Genomic DNA, 26,284 nt, shown 5'->3' with positions numbered 1-26,284 from the left:
AGCTTTCCAACTCGATTCTTCTACCTCATTTACACTTGATGACTGTCCTCAACCCCGGTGCGGTTGCCCGCTCCGGTTTGGCCTCTTTCCCGTTCGCTCGCCGCTACTAAGAAAATCTCGTTTGATTACTTTTCCTCTGGGTAATTAGATGTTTCAGTTCCCCAGGTGCCCTCCTCATAGTCTAAGCTATGGGTGACAGTGCATAACCACTGCCGGGTTCCCCCATTCGGAAATCTACGGGTCAAAGGTTGCTTGCACCTCTCCGTAGCTTATCGCAGCTTACCGCGTCCTTCTTCGGCTGATATCGCCAAGGCATCCACCGTACGCCCTTAAAATCTTTACTTAAAATACTTTCGTATTTGAGATTTTATTGACATGCATTCGATACATTGTCGTTTATTTTGTGGCCGTACATTTTCATGTACGTCACCATTAAGTCAGAGAATTATTTCCTATGTGCTCGGGTCAACCTACTTAGAAATTCTAAGAGATGACCTTACAAATATATATTAATTCTTCTATGCAGTTTTCAAAGAACAATAACTGACTACATCTTGCGATATATTCATTTATGTTTGAGAGTCTTTACAGATCTCTCAAAACCGAACAATGTTAGGTTGTAAGTACAGCTAGCGCATATGCTACGTCTACTTACTGGCCAAAGTGTCGACCTAAGTGACATCCAAGCTCTTGGCTTGGTGTATGTCTCCCTAGAAAGGAGGTGATCCAGCCGCACCTTCCGATACGGCTACCTTGTTACGACTTCACCCCAATCATCGACTTTACCTTAGACGGCTGGCTCCCGAAGGTTACCCCACCGGCTTTGGGCACTTCCGACTTTCGTGGTGTGACGGGCGGTGTGTACAAGGCCCGGGAACGTATTCACCGCAGTATGCTGACCTGCGATTACTAGCGATTCCGACTTCACGTAGGCGAGTTGCAGCCTACGATCCGAACTGAGAGAGTGTTTCTCGGGTTTGCTCCACCTCGCGGTATTGCTTCCGTCTATTAACTCCCATTGTAGTACGTGTGTAGCCCAGGTCATAAGGGGCATGATGATTTGACGTCATCCCCGCCTTCCTCCGCATTGTCTGCGGCAGTCTCTCATGAGTTCCCACCCGAAGTGCTGGCAACATAAGATAGGGGTTGCGCTCGTTGCGGGACTTAACCCAACATCTCACGACACGAGCTGACGACAACCGTGCACCACCTGTTTTCTGGCTTCCGAAGAAGAGGAACCATCTCTGGTTCTGTCCATCAATGTCAAGACCTGGTAAGGTTCTTCGCGTTGCGTCGAATTAAACCACATACTCCACCGCTTGTGCGGGCCCCCGTCAATTCCTTTGAGTTTCAACCTTGCGGTCGTACTCCCCAGGCGGGGTACTTATTGCGTTAACTCCGGCACAGAAGGGGTCGATACCTCCTACACCTAGTACCCATCGTTTACGGCCAGGACTACCGGGGTATCTAATCCCGTTCGCTCCCCTGGCTTTCGCGCCTCAGCGTCAGTTTTCGTCCAGAAAGTCGCCTTCGCCACTGGTGTTCTTCCTAATATCTACGCATTTCACCGCTACACTAGGAATTCCACTTTCCTCTCCGATACTCTAGATTGGCAGTTTCCATCCCATCACGGGGTTAAGCCCCGAACTTTTAAGACAGACTGACCAATCCGCCTGCGCGCGCTTTACGCCCAATAATTCCGGACAACGCTTGCCACCTACGTATTACCGCGGCTGCTGGCACGTAGTTAGCCGTGGCTTTCTATTCCGGTACCGTCAATCCTTCTAACTATTCGCAAGAAGGCCTTTCGTCCCGATTAACAGAGCTTTACAACCCGAAGGCCGTCATCACTCACGCGGCGTTGCTCCGTCAGACTTTCGTCCATTGCGGAAGATTCCCCACTGCTGCCTCCCGTAGGAGTCTGGGCCGTGTCTCAGTCCCAATGTGGCCGTTCATCCTCTCAGACCGGCTACTGATCATCGCCTTGGTGGGCCGTTACCCCTCCAACTAGCTAATCAGACGCAATCCCCTCCTTCAGTGATAGCTTATAAATAGAGGCCACCTTTCATCCATCCTCGATGCCGAGGTTAGATCGTATGCGGTATTAGCAGTCGTTTCCAACTGTTGTCCCCCTCTGAAGGGCAGGTTGATTACGCGTTACTCACCCGTTCGCCACTAAGATTGATAGAAGCAAGCTTCCATCGCTCTTCGTTCGACTTGCATGTGTTAAGCACGCCGCCAGCGTTCGTCCTGAGCCAGGATCAAACTCTCCAAGATATCTTGAAGCTATTTGAATAGCTCATTATTTGTTGTCGTTACATTTAAGTAACTTTGAATTATGGTTGGTTTTGACATTGTCAAAACCCGCACTCTGGCATATGTTCAATCATATGATTGATTACCTATCATTGTTCAGTTTTCAAAGATCTGTACCAGTAAAACTAGATTTCATCTAGCTTCGAAGCACTTTCTTTCGAAGTGTTTCACCAACTGGCGACTAGATTATAATAACATGTTGTCACTTTCATGTCAACACCTTTTTATAATCTTTTTTAGATTTTTGTAATTTCTGTTTTAACCAGGAATTACACTTTTATTCTAAAACGATTATCAACAAACATAGATTTTATCTAGTGTTTGCTAACTAATAAACAGTCGCTTCGAACGACTGTATAGCTATTATAGTACAAAGAACCGAGGGGCGCAACCCCTAATTTTAAAATTTTACAAACTTTTTTCTATATCTCTTTATATGGTATATTCCTATTCTTATCATACTATATATTGTATTTATTAATTATATAAATATACTAATACCATGCAATTGGATTAATATATCGTTAGTTTACTATTTTAGGCATTTATAAGTCTTGTTTTAGTACCTGGTCTATACCCTCATCAATATGGATATTTATTTCCACGTATTAAATTATCCTTATCTCATATTATATTACCCTTATCACGTATCATATTCCTCTTATTTTACCTTTATATAGTATATATATTATATAAAGCTACTATATTTTTTTAGTTATTATAAAAATAAAAACAACGCCATCCAACCAGATGGCGTTGTTTAATAAGGATTTGTGTTCCCTAGTCGGGGGTCCAGGGTATAGGGCCCTCATAAACTCAATATAAGGGCCAATGTGTCATTTTAGATATATGTGTATGTAAGGGATACATCATATATCATCAGTATGTATTAGAGATCAACTAAGCCTTTTAACGAGAGAAGAAAAGGCTATAATACCTACATTACTATAGATATTGTTTATTGTTGAATCGCACTGCGCAAATCAACTTTATTGTAGTCGTTGCTACCCATTGGTTCGTTAATAGCTTTACGAAGGTCTACTACGTGCTCATCAGCAGCAGTTGGTTCTTCGCTCGCTTTGTTTTTAACGGTTTCTTTAGCAGCGAACCAGATTGTTTCGTTCATGTAGTGACGAAGTTCTTCGTTAGATACATGTTCTTGCTCTTGCGCAAGGATATCCAAGATTGCATCTTCTAATGCTTGTGCTTCGTCGTCAGTCATAGGACCGCCTACTTGTTTTTGCTTTTGTACAACTTCGTTAACACGATCTACCATGCCACGCAATACGTTGTAACCATAGCTATTTACGAAGCCATCTTTTTCATTGTATTTAGGCGTTTCAAAGTATTCGTATTCGTTTTTGTTGCGGTTTTCACCGTTCCAATTTAAAGCTGTTTCAAAGCCATGTACGCGACCAAGGGAGTGCGTACGGAAGTAATCAGCATAGTTATGTTTATCTTTGGAATGCAACCATTTTTTATCAGCTTTAGTCAATTGTTCATGATTGTCGCGTTTAGCTTTTGCTAACGCGATTTTTTGTTCAGCATTTTCCCATGCTTTCACGTAATCATGAAGAGATTGTACTACTTGTGGGCTAGCCACAGGTACCAATACAACATTGCTCAAACCAGGTGCGGATGCAGGGTTTGGCAAGATCAAGTTATCATCGTATGTTGGTGCGCTTGCTGCGTGACCAGTGATGGATGCTGCGCTCATTAAAAGTGCCGCTGTGAAAGCAAGCATTGTAGATTTTTTCATATCTATTCCTCTTTTCATAGTCGAATTAATGTGCTGGTTCAGGGCTCCCGAAGGAACCCATACCAGTTGTATCCATTTGCTAACTAAATTACATACCCATTTTCGCCATCATTGCAGCCATTTGAGCTTTCAATACTTCTACTTCACTTTGTAGACCAGCGTTTTGAGCTTTAATTTGTTCGTTTTCATATTTCAAGTCAGATACTTCACCTTTTAATCCGGCGTTTTGAGCTTTCATTGCTGCCATTTCAGTTTGTACTGCGTATGCAGAGCTGATAGGGCCTTTGCGGTAGCGGTCTGCTACAGCTGCTTCAGCATCTCTGTTACCAACTTTCCAAGTTACACCAGCGTTTGCCATCATGTGGCTAGAACCGCCAGCCCAGGACAAGCCGCCATGGAACATTGTGGACTCGTTTTTGTAATGAGCTACACCCACTGCAATCGCGGAGTTACCACGGTAGTTACCGTAACCAGCCATGATTTGAGTTGGTTCCAATGGATCGTATTGCATAGGTTTCAATGCGGACAATGCTGCACCTTGTGCACCTACACGACCGATTTCTTCGTTCAATTGATCAACGCGAGGGTCAACTGCGCCTTTTACGGAAAGGTCATAGTTCAAGCCGCCATCAGCAGATTCAGTTTTCTTCAATGCTACGGAATGATCATCAGATGTCAATGTAGTACGGGAATCTTTCAATTGTTTAACGTTTACTGCATCAGTATCATTAGTGCCTTTTTGAACATTAGTGATTTTGTTACCACCCATGTTGAGGTTACCACCAGTGATATTTACAGTATCGCCACCGAAGGATACTTTAGGACCATTGGAGTTATTGGAAATGGAAGTGATGTTAGTGAGGTCACCTTTTACGTCGAAGGATACTTTACCGTTCGCATCAGTGTGAGCAGTAGTATTTACACCATTAGAGAAGTCTAAACCATCAGATAACATTACTGTTCTGGCGTTGCCACCATTTTCTTTATAAGTCAATGGAATTTGCTTAGCTGCTTCTTTACCATTGAAGTTAACTTGGTAGTTAGTTGTATGGTTAGTAGCATTTGGTTGAACGTCTACAGTGATCGCTTTGTTGTCACCAGATACAGTAACTGCTTCACGAGCTGCATCTTTAACGTCATTTTTATCTACAGATACTTCGTATGTTGCACCAGCTGCACCGAATGTATCGCCAGCTTTAGGAGCTACTTTAGCGATGTTATTAGCATCAGCTTTAGCTTGTACTTTTTCAGTAGATTTTTTAGCTGCTTCTTGTTGAACAAGTTTCAATTGTTCTTCAGTTGCGGCACGACCTTTAGTTGCGAAGTCAGCGGAATCAAGAGTTTTGTTAGTTAAGCCAGTGATGTCACCAGTTTTACCATCAAGCTTGATTGTGTTGTCGCCAGCTACGTTAACTACTTGGTCACCTTTGAATTCTAATTTGCCGTCGCCTTCGTTGTTAGTGATGGAAGTGATTTTGTTCAAATCGCCTTCAACATTAACTTTGTAAGGGTTAGCTTTAGAACCGTCGCCAGTCACTTTAGTGTTTTGACCGTCAACAAGGTTAGTTTTAGCTGCTTTCAATTGACGTACGTTAACCGCATCAGTATCGTTTACACCGTCTTCAACGTTAGTAATTTGTTTATTACCAGCATTGATGCCGTCTTTAGTTACGGATGGGCCATTGTTGATTACTAAGCCACCATCAGTGATCTTAGTATCGCCAATTGTTACGGAACCTTTATTAGTAAGATCTACATTGTTGCTCAATGCATATTCTACTTTAGCACCGTTTTCGTTGCTAGTTTGTTTTACAGTGAGGTTTTTACCGCCGGAGAATTCAACAGTTTTACCATCAGTAATTTTCTTAGCTGCTGTTTCAGAATCAGCAGTAGTATTACCAGAAGATTTAACGTTGAAGCTGTTCATTGTACCAAGGCCAGAACCGCTAATTGTCATTTCACCATTAGCAGATTTGGATACTGTGATACCGTCAGCACCTTTAACATTTACTTTACCGCCGTTAGCTGGAACATCTGTGCCATTAGCTTGGATTGTCCAGATATCGTCAGTGTTAGCGAATGTTTTGTCGCCGTATTTAATGCGGTCCCCATCTTTCTTAATTGTTGTGTAATTATCAGGTGTACCTAAGTGGATTTCCTTAGTTTGGATGGAGTCGATGCCTTTGATGTTTTTATTCAAGCGAATGTTCAAAGTATCGTTACCATCAGCAGTTACAGCGATGTTACCTGCAGCAGATTCAAATGTTTTTTCTTGCTCTTCAGTAACGCCTTCACCTTTAACTTTAACTGTGGAGTTAAGTTTATTTTTGTTTACAACGCTTTCATTGTTACCAGTGAATTTCAAGCCGTCATCAGTAGTAGCAACTTCGTGTTTGTTCTTGTTGCTATCTTCGTAAACGATACGAGTCATACCGTTAGTACCGTTTTTACCATCTACACCGTCTTGACCGTTAGCACCTTTGAAAGTAAGACCATCTTTACCGTCTTTACCATTCAAGCCGATAGAGCCGTCTTTACCGTTGATTACAACAGCAGAACCGTCTTTACCGTTTACACCGATCTTACCGTCAACACCTGGTTTACCATCTTTACCGTCATTACCAACTTTGATATCGTCGGACAATGCATAGTTGTAAGTATGGTTGCCAGTTACTTTATCAACGATTTGTTCAACAGTTAAGTTTTTACCTGCACCGAAGTTTACAGTTGTGCCAGGTTTTACGATTGTTGCACTGTGTTCGCCTACTGTGTTACCAGTAACGTCACCTTTCCAACCGGAGTTGTTGATTGTATCTACTACAGTTTTAACTGTTGCGATACCATCTTCACCATCTACGCCTGGTTTGCCGTCAACGCCGTCTTTCACTTTACCAAGTGTTACGTCGTATTTAACAACACCGTTTGCATCAACGGAAGCTTTAGTGTAGTTACCGTCAACGAAGTTCAAGCCTTCAGACAATTTAACTTTTTGTTTAGCACCGCCGTTAGCTGTGTAGTTAAGTTCAGCATCGCCAAGGTTAGTTGCTTTTGCATTTACTGTGTAAATGTTTTGACCATCAGCACCAATTGTTTTATCAACTGTTACGTTGTCACCAGCTTTAACTTCTGTCTTAGCGGATTTCAATTGTTTTACGTTAACTGCGTCAGTGTCATTTACGCCAGCTTTCACGTTAGTGATGTTCAAGTCACCAGCATTGATGCCACCTTTAGTAATGGATGGACCATTGTTGATTACTAAACCACCGTCAGTGATCTTAGTATCGCCAATTGTTAAGGAACCAGATGGAGTCAAGTTAACTTCTTTGGACAATTGAACTTTCAATTTGCCATCTACGTTGTTTACGCCGATGTTGTTGTCAGTCAATTTGGACTTATCTGCACCACCAACAACGTCCATAGTTTCGTTCAATTTCTTAGCGATAACTTTGGATTTATCAGCACCTTGTGCATCATCGCCAGCATATTTCATGCCATCATCCAATGTAGCCACTTCGTGTGTATTCTTGCTGTTATCTTCGTATACGATACGAGTGATACCATCTTTACCGTTGACACCAGGTTGACCATCTTTAGCTTTCATAGTAAGACCATCTTTACCGTCTTTACCATTCAAGCCGATGGAACCATCTTTACCGTTGATTACAACAGCGGAACCATCTTTACCGTTTACGCCGATTTTACCGTCAACACCGTCTTTACCATCTTTACCGTCGTTACCAACTTTGATGTCATTAGACAATGCATATGTATAAGTTTGTTCACCAGTTGCATTATCGATTTTTTGAGTAATTGTCAAATTATCGCCTGCTGCGTAGGATACAGTTTTACCGTTGCCTACTGCTGTTACAGCGTGGTTACCAACTACATTACCTTTCGCATCTGTGGAGAAGGAGTAGCCGTCTTTAATTTGATCTGCCAAACCAGACAAGTCGATTTTCGCGATTGTATTAGCTTGGTTAGCGCCATTGCCATCGTTGTATTTCAATGTAACGGATTTATCTGCTGCATTATAAGAGTAAGATGTAGTAGTTTCACCTGCACGATCAGATTGAGTTGGTGCAATGTGTAAATCGTTAGCTTTGGAAATACGTTTTACATCGCCGATGTTAGCTGCGTTATCGATTACATCGCCACCAGATTTAAGGTTAGTGATGTTGTTGCCACCCATGTTCACGTTGCCGCCATCGAATTTGAATTCGTTACCGCCGATTGTGAAAGTAGCATTACCACCATTCTTAATTGTGTTGATGTTGTTCAAGTCTTTAGCCAAACCGATATTGATTTCGCTGTTACCATCAGCACCTTGAGTGATGCTAGTTTTGATGTTAGAGGAATCATATTCGGAATCAGCTTTAGCGCCAGTACCTTTTACAGTTACTTTAGAGCCAAGTTTATTTTTCTTTTCGCCACCAGAGTTAGCGTCGAAGCGTAAACCATCATCTAATGTAGCTACTTCATGTTTGTTGTTGTTTTTATCTTCGTAAACAATACGAGTTACACCGTCAGCACCTTTTTCGCCTTTCATAGTAAGACCATCTTTACCATCTTTACCATTGAGGCCGATGGAGCCGTCTTTACCGTTGATCACAACGGAAGAACCATCTTTACCATTTACGCCGATTTTACCGTCAACGCCATCTTTACCGTCTTTGCCATCGTTACCAATCTTGATATCGTTAGCCAAGTCGAATTCAACTTTAGCGCCGTCGTTATTACTAGTTTGTTTAACAGTCAAGTTTTTACCTGCTGACATTTCAACTGTTTTACCATCAGAGATAGTTTTTGCAGTAGTTTCAGAATCAGCAGTTGTATTACCAGTGGATTTCACATTCCATACGGATTGTGCAGCACCTGGAGCTACATGCAAGTCGTAAGTAACTTGGTTACCGTTTTCAGTTTTGTTAACTGTTACGGAATTATCGTTGGAAGTTACTACTGTACGAGAATCTTTCAACTGTTTAACGTTAACTGCATCAGTATCGTTTACACCAGCTTTTACATTGGTGATGTTCAAGTTACCAGCGTTGATACCAGTTTTAAGAACAGATGGGCCACCAGAGATAGTCAAGCCACCGTTATTAACAACAGTGTCGCCAATAGTTAAGGAACCAGATGGAGTCAAGTTTACGTTGTTGTTAAGATCGTATTTAACTACGCCATCAGCAGCTACAGAAGCTGTTGTGTTGGAACCATTAGTGAAGTTCAAACCTTTATCCAATGTAACTTTTTGGTCGTTAGAGCCATTCGCTTTGTATGTTAAAGGAATTTGTTTAGCAGCTTTATCGCCATCAAATGTTACTGTATAAGTTGTGTTATGGTTTGTTTCATCTTTAACAGGTGTAACAGTGATTGGATTGTTAGTAGTGTTCGTAGTATTTACAGTCACTGCTTCACGAGCTGCATCTTTAACAGCATTACGGGAAACATTTACTTCGTATTTAGCATTTGCATCACCAGTTTGTTTGCCGTCAGCTACAGTGATATCAGCGATGTTAGTGTCGCCTGCAGCAGCAGATTTTTTAACAACGCTTTCAACAGCAGCTTTATCGCCTGTTGGCAAGTTGCTCAAGTCGATCTTAGCTGTTTTGTTCACTGCATTATCATTGCCATCAACATATTCCAATGTAACTGTTTTATCAGCGTTCACTGTGTATGTTTTGTCTTTGATATGAATGTCGTTAGCTTTGGAGATACGTTTAACGTCGCCAATGTTAGCTGCGTTATTGATCACATCGCCACCAGATTTAAGGTTAGTGATGTTATTATCGCCCATGTTCACATTGCCGCCATCGAATTTGAATTCGTTGCCGCCGATTGTGAAAGTAGCAGGACCTTCGTTTTTAATAGTCTTGATATTAGTCAAGTCACCAGCTAAACCGTATTCAACTTTAGCGCCGTCTTCGTTGCTAGTTTGTTTTACAGTCAAGTTTTTGCCTGCTGCCATTTCAACTGTTTTACCATCAGTGATAGTTTTTGCAGCTGCTTCAGAGTCAGCAGTTGTGTTACCAGTGGATTTCACATTCCATACGGATTGTGCAGCACCTGGAGCTACATGCAAGTCATAAGTAACTTGGTTACCGTTTTCAGTTTTATTAACTGTTACGGATTTATCGTTAGATGTAACTACTGTACGGGAGTCTTTCAACTGTTTAACGTTAACTGCATCAGTATCGTTTACGCCTGCTTTCACATTAGTAATGTTCAAGTTACCAGCGTTGATACCAGTTTTAGTAACGGATGGACCACCAGTGATAGTTAAGCCACCATTGTTGATCATTGTATCGCCAATAGTCAAGGAACCTGCTGGAGTCAAGTTGATGTTTTGAGCCAATTGAACTTTCAATTTGCCATCTACGTTGTTCACGCCAATGTTGTTGTTAGTCAATTTAGTTGTATCTGCACCACCAACGATATCCAATGTTTGGTTCAATTTCTTAGCGATTACTTTAGTTTTATCTGCACCTTGTGCATCATCGCCAGCATATTTCATGCCGTCATCTAATGTAGCCACTTCGTGTTTATTGTTAGTTTTATCTTCGTATACGATACGAGTCATGCCGTCTTTGCCGTTTTTACCGTCAACGCCGTCTTGACCGTTAGCGCCTTTAATAGTAAGACCATCTTTACCGTCTTTACCATTGAGGCCGATGGAACCATCTTTGCCGTTGATTACAACAGCAGAACCATCTTTACCATTTACGCCGATTTTACCGTCTACGCCGTCTTTACCATCTTTACCGTCGTTACCAACTTTGATGTTATCGGACAATGCATATTCAACTTTAGCACCGTCGTTGTTGCTAGTTTGTTTAACAGTCAAGTTTTTACCTGCTGCCATTTCAACTGTTTTACCATCAGTGATAGTTTTTGCAGCTGCTTCGGAGTCAGCAGTTGTATTACCAGTGGATTTCACATTCCATACGGATTGTGCAGCACCTGGAGCTACATGCAAGTCATAAGTAACTTGGTTACCGTTTTCAGTTTTATTAACTGTTACGGATTTATCGTTAGATGTAACTACTGTACGGGAGTCTTTCAACTGTTTAACGTTAACTGCATCAGTATCGTTTACGCCTGCTTTCACATTAGTAATGTTCAAGTTACCAGCGTTGATGCCAGTCTTAGTAACGGATGGGCCGCCTGTAATTGTTAAACCACCATTGTTGAGAATTGTGTCACCAATTTTCAAGGAACCATTTGGTGTTAAATCAACATCATTGGACAATGCATATGTGTAAGTATGTTCACCAGTTGCATTATCAATATTTTGAGCAACAGTTAAGTTTTTACCTGCTGCATAAGAAACAGTTTTACCATTTGCTACAGGTGTAACAGCATGGTTACCAACTACATTACCTTTAGCGTCAGTGGAGAAGGAATAACCGTCTTTGATTTGATCAGCCAAACCGGACAAGTCGATTTTCGCCACTGTACCAGATTGGTTAGCACCGTTACCATCGTTATATTTCAATGTAACAGATTTGCTTGCTGCATCATAAGCGTAAGATGTAGTAGTTTCACCTTGACGGTTAGAAGATGTTGGAGCAATGTGCAAGTCGTTAGCTTTAGAAATACGAGTTACGTCGCCGATGTTAGCAGCGTTATTCACTACATCGCCACCAGATTTAAGGTTAGTAATGTTTTGGTCACCCATGTTGATAGGGCCATTTGTGATGTTAATGGAGTTAGGACCAAATTCCATTTTTGGACCATTTGTAGTATTGGAAATGGAATTGATATTAACTAAATCTTTATTCACATCGTATTTAACAACGCCTTCAGCATCTACAGAGGCTGTTGTATTTTTACCGTTTGTGAAGTTCAAACCTTTATCCAATGTAACTGTTTGAGCATTTTGGCCATTCGCTTTGTAAGTCAAAGGAATTTGTTTAGCAGCTTTGTTGCCATCGAATGTTACTTGGTATGTAGTGTTATGATTTGCTTCATCTTGTACAGGTGTAACAGTGATAGGGTTGTTAGTTGTGTTTGTAGTATTTACAGTTACTGCTTCACGAGCTGCGTCTTTTACGTCGTTACGGGATACGTTTACTTCGTAAGTTGCGCCTGCATCACCGAAGTTTTCACCAGCTTTAGGTGCAACTTTAGCGATGTTTTTGTCGCTAGAACCAGCTACATCTGCTTTAGCTTGTACTTTTTCAGTAGAAGCTGCAGTAGGTTTTACGTTGTTAACATCTACAGTATATACAGTTTTTGTGCTGCCATCTGCATTTTGAATTACATTGCTTGTTACTTTCGCAGCATTTTTACCTTCTACTACAACAGTGCTGTTCAATTTATTTTTAGCGCTGTCGGATAAGTCAGCTACTACATTGCTACCGGATGCAGTTGTTTTAATGTACTCACCATTGTTAGCACCAACTACACCAAAGCTCAAGCCGCCTTGTTTGTTCAATTTTTGAAGATCAGTAGCGCCTGTGTTACCAGTCAAACCAACTGTGTTATTGAACTTGTTATTAACAATGTTCAATTGTTCTTCAGTAGCAGCACGACCTTTTTTAGCGAAGTCAGGGGCATCCAAAGTTACGTTAGTTAAACCAGTGATGTCACCAACTTTAGCATTCAAGTTAATGTTGTGATTGCCTGCAACGTTTACAGTTTGGTTACCACCAAATACAACTTTGCCGTCGCCACCTTTATTAGTGATGGATGTAATGTCTGTTAAATCACCTTCAACGTCTACTTTGAAAGTTTTAACACCATTGATTTCACGGTTGCTAACCTTTGTATTCTTACCATTTTCCATATCGATGGATTTTTTAGCAAGATTTTGGATAACTGTTTCGCCACCCTTGTTGATATTGGAAAGATCTTGTTTAGCAATACCTGTGATAACAGCCGTTTCGTTAGGAACGTCTTTGTTGTTACCATCAAGGTAAGTCATTGTTACTTTGCCGTTGTTATCAACTGCGTATTCACCAGGTTTAATGTGACGTTCGTCAGCACGAACTTGTTTCAATTGGCTAACATTAACTGCATCGTTGTCGTTTACGCCAGCTTTCACATTAGTAATCTTCAAATCACCAGCGTTGATGCCAGTCTTTGTAATGGAAGGACCATTATTGATAGTCAAACCATTGTCAGTGATGTTAGTATCGCCGATTTTGATAGACCCATCTGGAGTCAAATCGATGTCTTTGTTCAATGCAAATTCAACAGCTGCATTACCATTTTTATTAGTTTGTTTAATGATCATGTTTTTGCCGGCTTGCATTTCCACAGTTTTGCCGTCACGGATTTCTTGAACGCCAGCAGAACCTTGTGCCACTTTACCTTCTGTAGCAGTAGATTTCACATTGAAAGAGCTCATGTCGCCAGTTTTCAAACCGCTCAAGTCGATAACTGCTTTAGGGCCATTAACAGTTTTACCATTACCATCTTGGTAAGTCAATGTAACCTTTTTGTTAGCATCTACAGTATATTCAGCCACATTGTTATTAGTGCCTGCTGTAGGAGCCACATGCAAGTCATTAGCTTTGGAAATACGAGTTACGTCGCCAATGTTAGCAGCGTTATTCACTACATCGCCACCAGATTTTAGGTTAGTGATGTTATTATCACCAAGATCTAGGTTACCGCCAGTGATGCTGATGTTGTTACCACCAAAGTGCATTGTAGGACCACCATTGTTAGTGATGGATGTAATTTCTTTAAGATCCTTATTCAAGGAATATGTATATGTTTGTTGGCCAAGAGATGTTTCAATATCTTGCTTAACTGTTAAGTTCTTACCAGCTGCGTAGTTAACTGTAGTGCCGCTTTGAACTTTTGTAGGTGTTGCTTCACCGTCAAGTTTACCACCGTTAGCTGTAGCATTTGTTAAGAAGTCATATTTAGCAGCAGTATCAGCAGCGTTAATTGTGTATGTAGTACGACCATCAACTGTTTTTTCATCAACAGTAACGTTTTTACCAGCTTTCACCATGCCTTTGTCATCAAAACCTACAGTGATTTTGGAGTCTTTCGCACCGTCATGAGCCGCTACAGTAGATACACGACCTGTACCGATTACGTTCAATTTACCGCCATCAGTTAAGAAGTCACTCTTACCAGTGTTACCAGTTACAGCAACGCCAACGTTTTTCAATTGAGCTACGTTAACAGCGTCAGTGTCTGCAGTACCTGCAGCAAGACCAGTCAATTGACGAGTCAAAGTGCTACCATTACCGATAGATACAGCAGCTGTAGTAGCGGTTTTTACATTACCAGTTAAAGGATTATATTTACGTTCATGAGGATCGGATGGGTTGTAACCTACAACACCTTTATCTGTAGTTGTAACAGAAGAAGCACCTAATGCTACACCTTCAGCAATATTAGCCTCTGCTACATCACCAAGAGCAGTACCTCTAGTTACATTAGCTTTAGCCACATGACCTACGGCAACACCATATTGGCCATTTGCACGAGTACCAGCACCTACAGCTACGCCAGATTCACCTTCAGTTTGAGATTGCATACCGATAGCAATGGAGTTTACACCCTTAGCAATTACTTTAGGAGAATCTTTACCACTTTGACCGATAGCGATAGCATTGTTACCAGAAGCTTCTGCACGTGCACCAATTACAGTAGCACCAGAACCGGATGCTTTAGTTTCACGACCGATAGCAATTGTATCTAAATGAGTCGCTTCATTATCACGACCGATGGCGATTTGAGAGTTTTCATCTGCAGTCGCTGCAAAGTTTCTGCCACCATTTGTGGAGTCAGTCAAGTTATTTTTACCAATGGAGATACCACCCATTGTTTTTGCATTATTAAATTGACCCAAAGTTACAGTGTCTGCCACGTGGGATGTATTTTCAGAACCAATGGCAACTGAGTTTTGGCCCTTTGCATTATTGTTGTAACCAGCTGCAAAAGAACCTGCACCAGTAGCATTAGTATATACACCCATAGCAGAAGCGCTAGTACCAGTGGCACTAGAGTAATTACCTACTACAGTAGAATATTCACCTGCTTTTTTAGGCGTTGTTTCCCAAGAACCTTTGGTGTAATTAACATTATTGTAGGTACCAATAGCAACAGCAGCCTTAGCATCAGCATTATTTACATTACCAACAGCAACAGAACCATTGCCAGATGCAGTATTACCAGCACCAACAGCTGTTGCCGCACCACCTGTAGCCGTATTTCTATTACCTACAGCAGTAGTCGCATTATTAGTTGATGTATTTTTTGCACCAATAGCTACTTTGCCATCATGACCAGCTACATCATCCGTAGTATTTTGGTAACCTACAACGATGGAGTTTTGCCCAACGTTATAGTTTTGACCATTACTTTTTGGATAAGTATCAGCCCAAATATTTACATGACTACCACTAGTATCATAACCTGCTTGTGCTTCTAGAGGCGCAATACCACCCATAGCACCAGCTACAGCCAAGCCAGCCAATACGCTAGCTAATACTTTTTTCTTGCCGTTATTATTTTTAGCAGTTTCAGGTACTACTACGTAGCAGCCTTTAGATTTGCTATAAACGACCTTAAAAACCTTATTCATAGAAACTATGAACCCCTTTCTCTCTTATAAAGAAAACACTAAATGCCTTATATACATTTTTTGTTTCATGAATTGTTTATGACACACGTTCACATACTATTCATTAAGATATTAATATGATAACAATTTATAAACTAATTGTAAATAGAAATTCCTAAAATAATTAAAATAAATTTTATATTTCTAAACAAGATAAATTGAATTTTCTAGATATGTGGAAATATCTCCACATCACCATAGAATAAGGCTTTCTCTTATAATTGTATTATATATAATATAATACATTATATATATAAGAGTATAAAACAGATCCTATTAGTTTATATTTACATTATATTTGTATATCTTATACAAGTTTATCTTCATCTAAAATATATAAACTTTCTAAATTAGATGAAGATAAAACATAGTAATAAAGCGTTTCTTCATAAATGCATAGAAAAAGGTAGTTAATATAAGCAGTCTATTATTTTATAATTGTTTATATTTGTACAGCTATTGAGTCTTAAGTAAGGGCAACAATACATAAACGCAAAAAACAACGCCATCCTTTCGGATGGCGTCGTTTCGCATAAGGATTGTGTGCCCTAGTCGGGGTCCAGGGAACAGCAAGGCCCTCAAACAATCGCCGTATGAGGGCCATATGTAGTTGTTCATTATATACACTGTGCGTCACACATCATTTCCTAATTCATTGTATATCGTTTATGCCGAGCTCTCAGTGTGTTAATGATTTATAGTTAAATTTACAAACCTTATTATTGAATCGCAGCGCGCAAGTCTACTTTTTTAGTTTCTTGGTTAGCTGGACGATTGATTGCTTCGCGAAGATCTACAGTGTGTTCATCTTGAACAGTAGGTTCTTCACTAGCTTTATTTTTAACTGTTTGTTTAGCTGCGAACCAGATTATTTCGTTCATGTAGTGACGAAGTTCTTCGTTAGAAACGTTTTCTTGGTCTTTAGCCATTACATCCAAAATAGCATCTTCTAATGCTTGTGCTTCGTCGTCAGTCATAGGACCGCCAACTTCTTTTTGTTTTTGGATGATTTCGTTAATACGATCTGTCATGCCGCGCAATACATTGTAACCATAGCTGTTAGTGAAGCCATCTTCTTTATTGTATTTAGGCATTTCAAAGTATTCGTATTCGTTTTTATTACGGTTTTCACCATTCCAGTTCAAGAACACTTCTTGACCATGTACACGACCGATGGAATGTGTACGGAAGTAGTCAGCATAGTTGTGTTTGTCATAGGAATGTAACCATTTTTTCTCAGCTTTAGTCATACGTTCATGGTTTTCGTATTTTACTTTAGCTTTTGCGATGTTGATTTCCGCATTTTGCCAAGCTTTCACATAGTCATGAACAGCAGACACTGTTTGTGGACTAGCCACTGGAACCAATACTACATTGCCCAATGCTGGAGCAGATACTGGATTACGTAAAATCAAATTATCGTCATATGTTGGAGCGGATTGTGCACCTACAACGCCTGTAGAAATAACAAGAGCCGCTGCACAAGCAAGTAATGTAGATTTTTTCATTCTATATTCCTCTTTTCTATCGTTAGATTATGGTGAAAGTATCTCTTACGCGTTTCACGTTCATATTTAAAAGCATTATTTTCATAAACAATAGGGAGAGGTAAGCGCTACGCTAGGTAGCGCATACCTTCCTTTGTTCATTCAGTTCTTACACTCACAAATGATTACATACCAAGTTTTGCCATCATAGCAGCAATTTGAGCTTTCATTTGTTCGTTTTCAGCTTTCAAATCAGATACTTCTGTTTTTAATCCAGCGTTTTGTGCTTTAACGGAAGCCATTTCTTGTTGCATTGCATAAGCAGAGCTGATAGGGCCTTTGCGGTAACGATCTGCTACAGCAGCTTCGCTATCACGGTTGCCAACTTTCCAAGTTACACCAGCGTTTGCCATCATGTGACGGGAACCACCAGCCCATGCTAAGCCAGCATGCATCATTGTGGACTCGTTTTTGTAATGAGCAACGCCCATTGCAATAGCGGAGTTACCACGGTAGTTACCATAACCAGCCATGATTTGAGTTGGTTCTAATGGATCGTATTGGATAGGTTTCAATGCTGCAAGAGCTGCGCCTTGTGCACCTACACGACCGATTTCATCAGTTAACTCATCGAAACGAGGGCTTGCACCAGTAGACAAGTCGTATACTTTAGCGCCATCAGCACTTTCAGATTCACGAACACCTACGGAACCATCAGTAGATTTAACGATTGTACGAGAATCTTTCAATTGTTTCAAGTTAACCGCATCTGTATCGTTAGTACCTTTACCAAGGTTAGTAATTTTGTTACCACCCATGTTGAGGTTACCACCAGTTACGGAAAGGTCACCAGCGTTGAAGTTCAATGCAGGACCATTGTCGCTATTCTTGATGGAGTTGATACCTTTAAGGTCTTTGTTCAATTTAACAGTTAATGTATCGTTACCATCAGCTACTACATTGATGTTACCAGCAGCGGATTGGAATGCAGTGGATTGAGCTGCAGTCACACCTTCACCTTGAACTTTAACAAGCGTATTCAACGCATGTTTGTTTTCAGTACCAGTGTTGTTACCTGTGAATTTCAAACCATCATCCATAGTTGCTACTTCACGTTTGATTGGGTTGCCATCAGTATCTTTCAATGGGTTGCCATCTTTATCTTTTGGTACGTATACGATACGTTCAGATTTGTCGCCATTGTTAGCTTCTGGTTTAACAAGAGTTTTGGAACCGTGATCTGTAGAGATATCTACACCAGTACCATCTGCACCAGCAGGACCTTGAGGACCAGTCAAGCCAATGTGACCTACGCCATCTTTACCAGCGATGGATACAGCGTCTTTACCATCTTTACCGATGGAAACTTTACCGTCGATACCGTTAGCACCGTCTTTACCGGAGATGGATACACCATCTTTACCAGCTACGCCATCTTTACCAGGAACACCAATGGAGTTCAAGCCGTTAAGATCTTTATCAAGACCGATTACAACTTTACCATCTTTAGTCATAGTTTTGATGTTGGATGCGCTGTAGTTGTCATCAGCTTTAGTGCCTTCGCCTACGATTTCAAGTTTTTCACCCAAGTTTTTATGGATTTCACTATTAGCACCAGTAGATTGTGTACCGAAATTCAAACCTTTGTTGCCGATTGCATCAGCAGCATTTTTAAGGTCGGATACGTTTACAGCACCATTCTTAGTATTGTTGTCAGCTGCTGCTGCATCAATCTTATCTAAGAATGTATTACCAGCTTTATCAGCGATGGAAGAACCAATGTTGTTCAACTTAGTAGGAGCTGTAGTGGAGTCACCTGCACTATTCATGGAAGCGATTACTTCATTAGGTGCTACGACAGTACCAGAACCATCTTTAGCTGTGTTGAAAGTACCATCTGGTTGTTTGTAAACTTTAGTGCCATCTTGTTTAGTGTATACCACTGGAAGTTGAGCGTTGTTTACAACACCTTGGTTATTGATCTTGATGTCATATTGGTGACCTTTAGCTGCATCATAAGTTGCAGATGTAGGATCATTTTTATCAGTTACGGAGATAGTGCCATCAGAAGATTCAACAGTTGTAACTTTATCTTTCAATTGTTTAACGTTTACTGCATCTGTATCGTTTTCACCAGCTTTAACACCTGTGATTTTCTTATCACCAGCGTTAATACCAGTCTTAGTTACAGATGGGCCACCAGTGATAGTCAAGCCATCGTTGTTAACTTTAGTATCGCCAATTTTCACGGAACCATCTTTAGTAAGATCAAGGTCTTTAGACAATTGAACTTTCAATTTGCCATTGTCGTTATTTACACCGATGTTGTTATCAGTCAATTTAGCTTTATCAGCACCACCAACGATATCTACTACGTTGTTAAGATGTTTCTTAATAACTTTAGTTGGATCAGTTTGACCGTCGTCACCAGCGAACTTCATGCCATCATCGTGAGTTGCAACTTCATGTGTGTTGCCATCTTTGTCTTCGTATACGATACGAGTCAATTTATCACCAGGTTGGCCATCAACACCAGGAACGCCGTCTTTAACGGAAATCTTAGCACTTGCGCCATCTTTACCGTCAGCACCCTTAGGACCAGTCAAGCCGATAGAGCCATCTTTACCGTTGAGTACAACAGATGCGCCGTCTTTACCGTTAACACCGATCTTACCATCAACGCCGTCTTTACCATCTTTACCAACAACTACGCTGTCAGCTTTAAGGTTTTTATCAAGTTTAACGTCGATAGTTGTGTTACCATCTGCATCTTGACCAATGATAGTCTTAACATTTTCACCGCTGTATTCAGTATCAGCTTTTGTACCTTCACCTTGGATTTTCACAGTGGAACCAAGTTTATTAGTTTTCACACCGCCAGAGTTAGCGTCGAATTTCAAGCCTTTTTCAATCAATGCGTCAGCTGTATTTTTAAGGTCTGTTACATTAACTGCACCGTTCTTAGTTTTGTTGTCAGCAGCTGCTGCATCAATTTTATCTAAGTAAGTGTTACCAGCTTGATCAGCAATAGTGGAACCTACGTTGTTCAACTTCATAGGAGTTGTTGTGGAATCACCACCATTGTTCATGGATGCAATTACATCAGCAGGTTGAACTGTAGTACCAGTACCATCAGGCTTAGTATTGAATGTAACATTACCAGTAGCAGGATCTACGATTTTGTAAAGTTTGTCGCCATCTTTATTAGTATAAACAACTGGAGTTTGAGCTTTTTCCACTACAGTTTGGTTATTGATAGTGATGTCATATTGGTGACCTTTAGCTGCATCATAACCAGGTTGACCAGCAACGTTTTTGTCTACTACTTTGATGGAACTATCGGAAGACTCAACAGTTGTAACTTTGTCTTTCAATTGTTTTAAGTTTACTGCATCAGTATCGTTTTCACCAGCTTTAACGTTAACAATTTTGTTACCGCCATTATCTAAGCCATCTTTAGTCAATTTAACATCAGTAGTAGTACCACCTGCAGGAGCAGTGATTGTTACACCGTTGTTATCAACTTTTGTAGCACCAGTAGTCAAGGAGCCATCAGCATCCAAGTCAACATTTTTAGCCAATTGAACTTTCAATTTGCCATTAACATTATTAACACCGATATTATCAGTAGTAGTCAACTTATCTTTATCAGCGCCACCAATGATATCTACAACATTGTTAAGATGTTTCTTAATAACTTTAGTATCATCAGCTTGACCATCGTCACCAGCAAACTTCATACCATCATCATGAGTTGCTACTTGATGTTCGTTGCCATCTTTATCGTTGTAGAAGATACGAGTGATACCATCAACACCGTCTTTACCATCTACACCAGCTTTACCTTCTTTAACAGTAATATCAGCAGTTACATTTTTACCATCTTTACCAGCAGGGCCAGTTAAACCAATGTGACCTACGCCATCTTTACCGGAGATAGATACTGCATCTTTACCGTCTTTACCAGAAATACCAACTTTACCATCGATACCATTTGTACCAGGAAGGCCAGGAGCACCTGTAGCACCTTGAGGTCCAACAATAGTTACGCCATCTTTACCTGCTTGACCATCTTTACCATTAACAACTACTTTATCCAAGTTAGTTAAATCTTTGTCTAGGCTGTAAGTATAAGTTTGAGTTTTATTGGCTGCATCAACAGTTTGTTTTACAGTCAAGTTTTTACCTGCTGCAAAGTTTACAGTGCCACCATTTTCAACAGCTGTTGCAGTTGCTGCACCATCTAATTTACCATCACCAGCAATTGCATTAGCTTTGAAACCGTAGTTATTACCAGCTGCAGGAATGTTCAAGTCGGAGAAGTCGATAACTGCTTTAGTATCAGTTACAGCTTTACCATTGCCATCGTTATAAGTCAATGTAACTTTCTTAGTACCTGCATCGTATTTGTATACGTTTTCAGTACCGCTTACTACACCGCCTTTAGCTTCAGTACTACCAGCTTTAACTGCTGTAGGAGCAATGTGCAATTCAGAAGCTTTCAATGTATCATGTACAGATTTCAATTGATCTTCTGTAGCTGCTTGACCAGATACAATATTCGTAGGATCGAAAGTTTTATTAGTCAAACCACCGATATTACCAGTTTTAGCATTCAATGTGATAGGGTTAGTACCACCAACTGTTACTGTTTCGTTAGGACCGAATGTGAGTTTACCAGAACCAGCGCCATTTGTGATGGAGTTGATATCCGTTAAGTCACCTTCAACGTTGATTTTGTATGGATCAGCGTCTGTACCAGTACCAGTCTTAGTAGTATTTTTACCATTTTCAATTTTTGCTAATTTAGCATTTACAGTGTAAGTTTTTTGACCTGTAGTTGCATCAGTTGTATCAGTAACAGTTACGTTGTCACCAGCTTTAACTTTAGAACCAAGACCAGTGATTACTTTCTTACCGTCATCAGTGATGTTGGAAAGATCGTTTTTAGCGATGCCAGTAATTTTAGCTTCTTCGCCAGTAACTGGTTTACCATTGCCATCAACGTAAGTCATTGTTACACTACCGTCGTTTTGTACAGCATAGCTACCAGGTTTGATGTGTTTTTCATCATCAAGATTAGCTACTTTCTTAACAGTTGTGCCACCATCAGTGCTATAAGTGATACGGTCGCCATCTTTCTTAATGGAGATGTTGTCGTTTTTGTCGCCAAGTTTAACTTCTTTAGTTGTTACGCTATCAAGATCTTTAAGGTCTTTATCAAGAGCGTATGCAACTTCTGTATTACCGTTACCGTCGTTAGTTTGTTTAACAGTTAAGTTTTTACCAGCTTGCATTGTAACGGATTTACCGTCTGCAATGTTTTGATCTGTATCACCAGAATGTGTACCTTCTGTAGCAGAAACTGCACCAGATTTCAAGTTCCAAGTAGATGCTGTACCAGCAGCTGCATTTACATGTAAGTCATATGTTACTTGGTCGCCATTTGTTGTTTTGTTAATTGTTACAGATTTGTCGTTGGAAGTAACAACTGTACGAGCTGCTTTCAATTGATCGTAGTTAACTGCATCAGTACCATCTGTAGCAGGTTTCACATTAGTGATTTTTTGGTTACCTGCATTGATACCGTCTTTCTTAACAGATGGACCACCAGTGATAGTTACGCCATCGTTGTTAACTTTAGTGTCACCAATTGTTAAGGAACCGTTTTTAGTCAAATCAACGTCTTTATTCAAGTCGTATTTAACTACGCCATCAGCAGCTACGGAAGCTGTTGTGTTGGAACCGTTAGTGAAGTTCAAACCTTTGTCCAATTTAACTGTTTGGTCACCAGTACCATTAGCTTTGTAAGTCAAAGGAATTTGTTTAGCTGCTTTTTCACCATCGAATTTCACTTCGTATGTAGTGTTATGCTTTGCATCATCTTTCACAGGGTTAACAGTGATAGGGTTATCTGCATCAGCTGTGTAGTTACCACCAGTAGTTGTACCACCGTTGTTAACTGTTACTGCTTCACGAGCTGCATCTTTAACTGCATTACGGGAAACATTTACGGAGTATTGAGCATCTGGATCGCCAGAGTTTTTACCGTTTTCAACAGCAATATCAGCCAAGTTAGTATCGCCAGCTGCGTCAGCTTTTTTAACTACACTTTCAATAGAGGACGCACCACCAGGTGTAGAAGGATTAGTTACACTAATTTTGAAGTCTGTGTTATCACCAACAGTTGTTGGAGTTACAGTTACATTAGTGGAACCAGAGGATACTGTATATGTTTTATTTAATTTAGTTTTAGCGTCATCGGACAAATCAGCTACTACATCTGTACCAGAAGCAGTTGTTTTGATGTATTGACCGTTGTTAGCACCAACTACACCGAAGCTCAAACCACCAGTTTTATTGAATTTTTGAGTATCTGTATTACCAGTGTTACCTGCTAATTTAATTGTGTTGTTGAAGCCATCGCTTACTTTTTTCAATTGGTCTTCAGTTGCTGCACGACCGGAAACAACAGTTGGGTTAGTAATATCCCAATCTTTGTTTTGTAAGCCAGTTACATAGCCACCTTTACCATCTAAGGAAATAGGGTTGTCGCCTTCAACTTTTACAACTTGATCACCAGCGAAGGAGATTTTACCAGAACCAGTACCATTTGTAATGGAGGAGATGTCTTTCAAGTCACCTTGTACATTTACTTTGTACGGAGTAGCTGCTGTACCATCACCTGTTACAGTAGTATTTTTACCACCTTCAACTTTAGAAGGATCAGTGTTACCAGTAGCACCAGTAGAGCTTACTGTGTAAATATCATGACCATCTGTTGCATCTTGAGTCTTAGCAACAGTTACGCCATTACCAGCTTTAACTTCTGTCTTAGCGGATTTCAATTGTTTTACGTTAACTGCATCAGTATCGTCTGTACCAGGAGCTACATTAGTGATTTTGCTACCACCCATGTTAAGTGGGCCGCCAGTGATGTTGATGGAGTTGCCACCAATTGTCATTTTAGGACCATTGTCAGCATTAGAAATAGATGTAATACCTTTCAAGTCGCCTTCTACATTAACTTTGTATGGATCGTCTTGAGTACCTTCACCAGTAACTTTAGTGTTTTTACCATCTACAAGTTTAGTTTTAGCGTCTTTTAATTGTTTTACGTTAACTGCATCAGTATCCTTTACACCAGCTTTTACATTAGAAATGTTTTTATTACCAGCATCGATACCATCTTTCTTAACAGATGGGCCACCAGTGATTGTTAAGCCATCGTTAGTAACTTTAGTATCACCAACTGTTAAGGAACCATCTTTAGTCAAATCAACATCCTTATTCAAGGAATATGTGAATTGTTTACCAGCTTGGTCTAATACAATGTTTTTACCAGCTTTGAAAGTAACAGTATCGCCAGGGCTTACTTTTTCAGAAGTTGTGCCGTTTGTAGTACCACCATTATTAGCGGAAGTTACTTTCCAACCAGAGTTGTTGATCGCTTGAGTAACATTGTCAGTTGTAGCAATACCGTTTGTAGTAGGAGCAACTGCTTTACCATCGGCATTAGTAGTAATATTTTCACCTACTTTAGCAGTGATTTTTACACTATTTTTATCAGCAGATGTAGAGATGAATTTGTCATCACCTTTAACATTCAATGTACCATTGTCTAACAATACATCGCTATTGCCAGTGTCGCCAGCGTATTTCAAGTTAACGCTTCTCAATTGAGCTACGTTAACAGCATCGCTGTCAGCAGTACCTGCTGCAAGACCTGTAATTTGACGAGTTGCATTAGCACCGTCACCTACGGAAACAGCTGCCAATGTAGAAGTTTGTGCCGTACCAGCAAGACCAGCATATTTATTTGTACGAGTTTCTGCAGGGTTAAAGCCTTTAACACCTTTATCTACAGTTGCTTTAGACTGAGAACCAAGAGCAACGCCATCAGCAACAGATGCCTTTGCCTCTTTACCTAATGCTGTAGCAGATGCAGCAGATGCTTCAGAAGCTTGACCTAATGCACTTGCACCATTAGCTGTAGCAGAAGATTTGCCACCTACTGCAGTAGAAGCAGTGCCAGAGGAGTTAGCTTGCATACCAATTGCAACAGCTGCAAATCCACTGGCTGTTGTTTTATATGTATTACCACCACTTGGAGCACCATTAGTACCGATAGCAATAGCAGCATTAGCAGTAGCTTCTGTACGATTACCAATAGCTACTGATAAATCATTTTCAGCTTTTGCTTCACGACCAATAGCGATTGTATCTTCACGAGCTGCTCTGTTATCACGACCAATAGCAATTTGAGTAGAACCTGCATTACGGCCACCATTTGCAGTAGCGTCAGCAAGGTTATTTTGACCAATAGCAATACCACCACCAGTATTGGCATTATTAGAAGTACCAATTGTGATAGTGTCTTCTACCTTAGAGGTATTGCCATAACCAATAGCTGTAGCATTTTGACCAGATGCAGTGTTACGAGCACCAAAAGCTTGAGAGTTTTTAGCAGTTGCTTTAGAGCCTGCACCAACCGCTGTAGATTCAGTACCGGTTGCATTAGCAAGTGCACCAACACCAACTGCCATATGAGCATTAGCTTTTGAATAAGAACCCACTGCAAGAGCATATGCATCTTGACCACTAGTTAATGCTTCAGAATATGTACCAATAGCGATATTATCTGTATTACTAGCTTTTGCTACATTACCTACAGCAATAGTATTTCTACCAGTTGCCTGAGATCCTACGCCAATTGCAGATGCAGCAGGACCAGTTGCTATGTTTTGGTTACCAAGAGCCATAGATGAATCTTGATTCGCCACATTGTTAGCACCATAAATAATATGACCGTTACCGCTACCACCAGTTGTATTATTTTGGTAACCAACAACAACAGAGTTTGGAGATGTTCTATTAGAACCATTATAAGCATTAGGAGTGATATTAACAGCACTACCACCATAATTACCATCTGCTTGTACAGGTGTACCTGCTGTAGCAGCCACCATAGCTAAACCAGCTAATACGCTAGCAAGAGCTTTTTTCTTACCACCATTGTTTTTTGCAACTTCGGAAACTACTACGTAGCACTCTTTAGTTTTGCTCCAAACAACTTTAAAGATTTTATTCATATTACTATGAACCCCTTTCTTAACTAGACACAATTACAATCCT

4 protein-coding genes and 2 rRNA genes (1 of these 6 running past the window's edge) are annotated in these 26,284 nt (G+C 40.4%); all 6 read right to left on the bottom strand.

The window, feature by feature from the left end; translation table 11 throughout:
- A 23S ribosomal RNA gene (locus VEIT17_RS00240) occupies positions 1 to 343 on the bottom strand; it reaches 2,592 nt to the left of the window's first position.
- Positions 344 to 714: 371 nt separating this feature from the next.
- A 16S ribosomal RNA gene (locus tag VEIT17_RS00235) occupies positions 715 to 2,277 on the bottom strand.
- Together the 16S and 23S rRNA genes form the textbook arrangement of a ribosomal RNA operon.
- Before the next feature lie 997 nt (positions 2,278 to 3,274).
- Positions 3,275 to 4,075 (bottom strand): hypothetical protein, encoded by an 801-nt coding sequence (locus tag VEIT17_RS00230; protein ID WP_129823754.1) that lies wholly within the window; start codon positions 4,073 to 4,075, stop codon positions 3,275 to 3,277.
- Between the two features lie 88 nt (positions 4,076 to 4,163).
- Positions 4,164 to 15,623 carry an ESPR-type extended signal peptide-containing protein gene (locus VEIT17_RS00225; protein WP_178884076.1) on the bottom strand — a complete coding sequence of 3,820 codons (11,460 nt, stop codon included), beginning with the start codon at positions 15,621 to 15,623 and terminating at the stop codon, positions 4,164 to 4,166.
- A gap of 758 nt (positions 15,624 to 16,381) precedes the next feature.
- Positions 16,382 to 17,170 (bottom strand): hypothetical protein, encoded by a 789-nt coding sequence (locus VEIT17_RS00220; protein ID WP_178884074.1) that lies wholly within the window; start codon positions 17,168 to 17,170, stop codon positions 16,382 to 16,384.
- Between the two features lie 164 nt (positions 17,171 to 17,334).
- Positions 17,335 to 26,241, bottom strand: a complete 8,907-nt coding sequence (locus VEIT17_RS00215) for an ESPR-type extended signal peptide-containing protein (RefSeq protein ID WP_178884072.1) — start codon at positions 26,239 to 26,241, stop codon at positions 17,335 to 17,337.
- Positions 26,242 to 26,284: the final 43 nt, after the last annotated feature.

The sequence above is a fragment of the Veillonella nakazawae genome (assembly GCF_013393365.1).
GTDB classification, from domain to species: domain Bacteria; phylum Bacillota; class Negativicutes; order Veillonellales; family Veillonellaceae; genus Veillonella; species Veillonella nakazawae.
The sequence above is the reverse complement of the archived record's forward strand: the minus strand, read 5'-3'. Positions and strand labels throughout refer to the sequence as shown.

What these genes read in the sequence shown, in the direction of transcription:
- VEIT17_RS00230 (WP_129823754.1), bottom strand. Translation starts at nt 4,075, where the DNA reads ATGAAAAAATCTACAATGCTTGCTTTCACAGCGGCACTTTTAATGAGC.
- VEIT17_RS00225 (WP_178884076.1), bottom strand. Translation starts at nt 15,623, where the DNA reads ATGAATAAGGTTTTTAAGGTCGTTTATAGCAAATCTAAAGGCTGCTAC.
- VEIT17_RS00215 (WP_178884072.1), bottom strand. Translation starts at nt 26,241, where the DNA reads ATGAATAAAATCTTTAAAGTTGTTTGGAGCAAAACTAAAGAGTGCTAC.
- VEIT17_RS00220 (WP_178884074.1), bottom strand. Translation starts at nt 17,170, where the DNA reads ATGAAAAAATCTACATTACTTGCTTGTGCAGCGGCTCTTGTTATTTCT.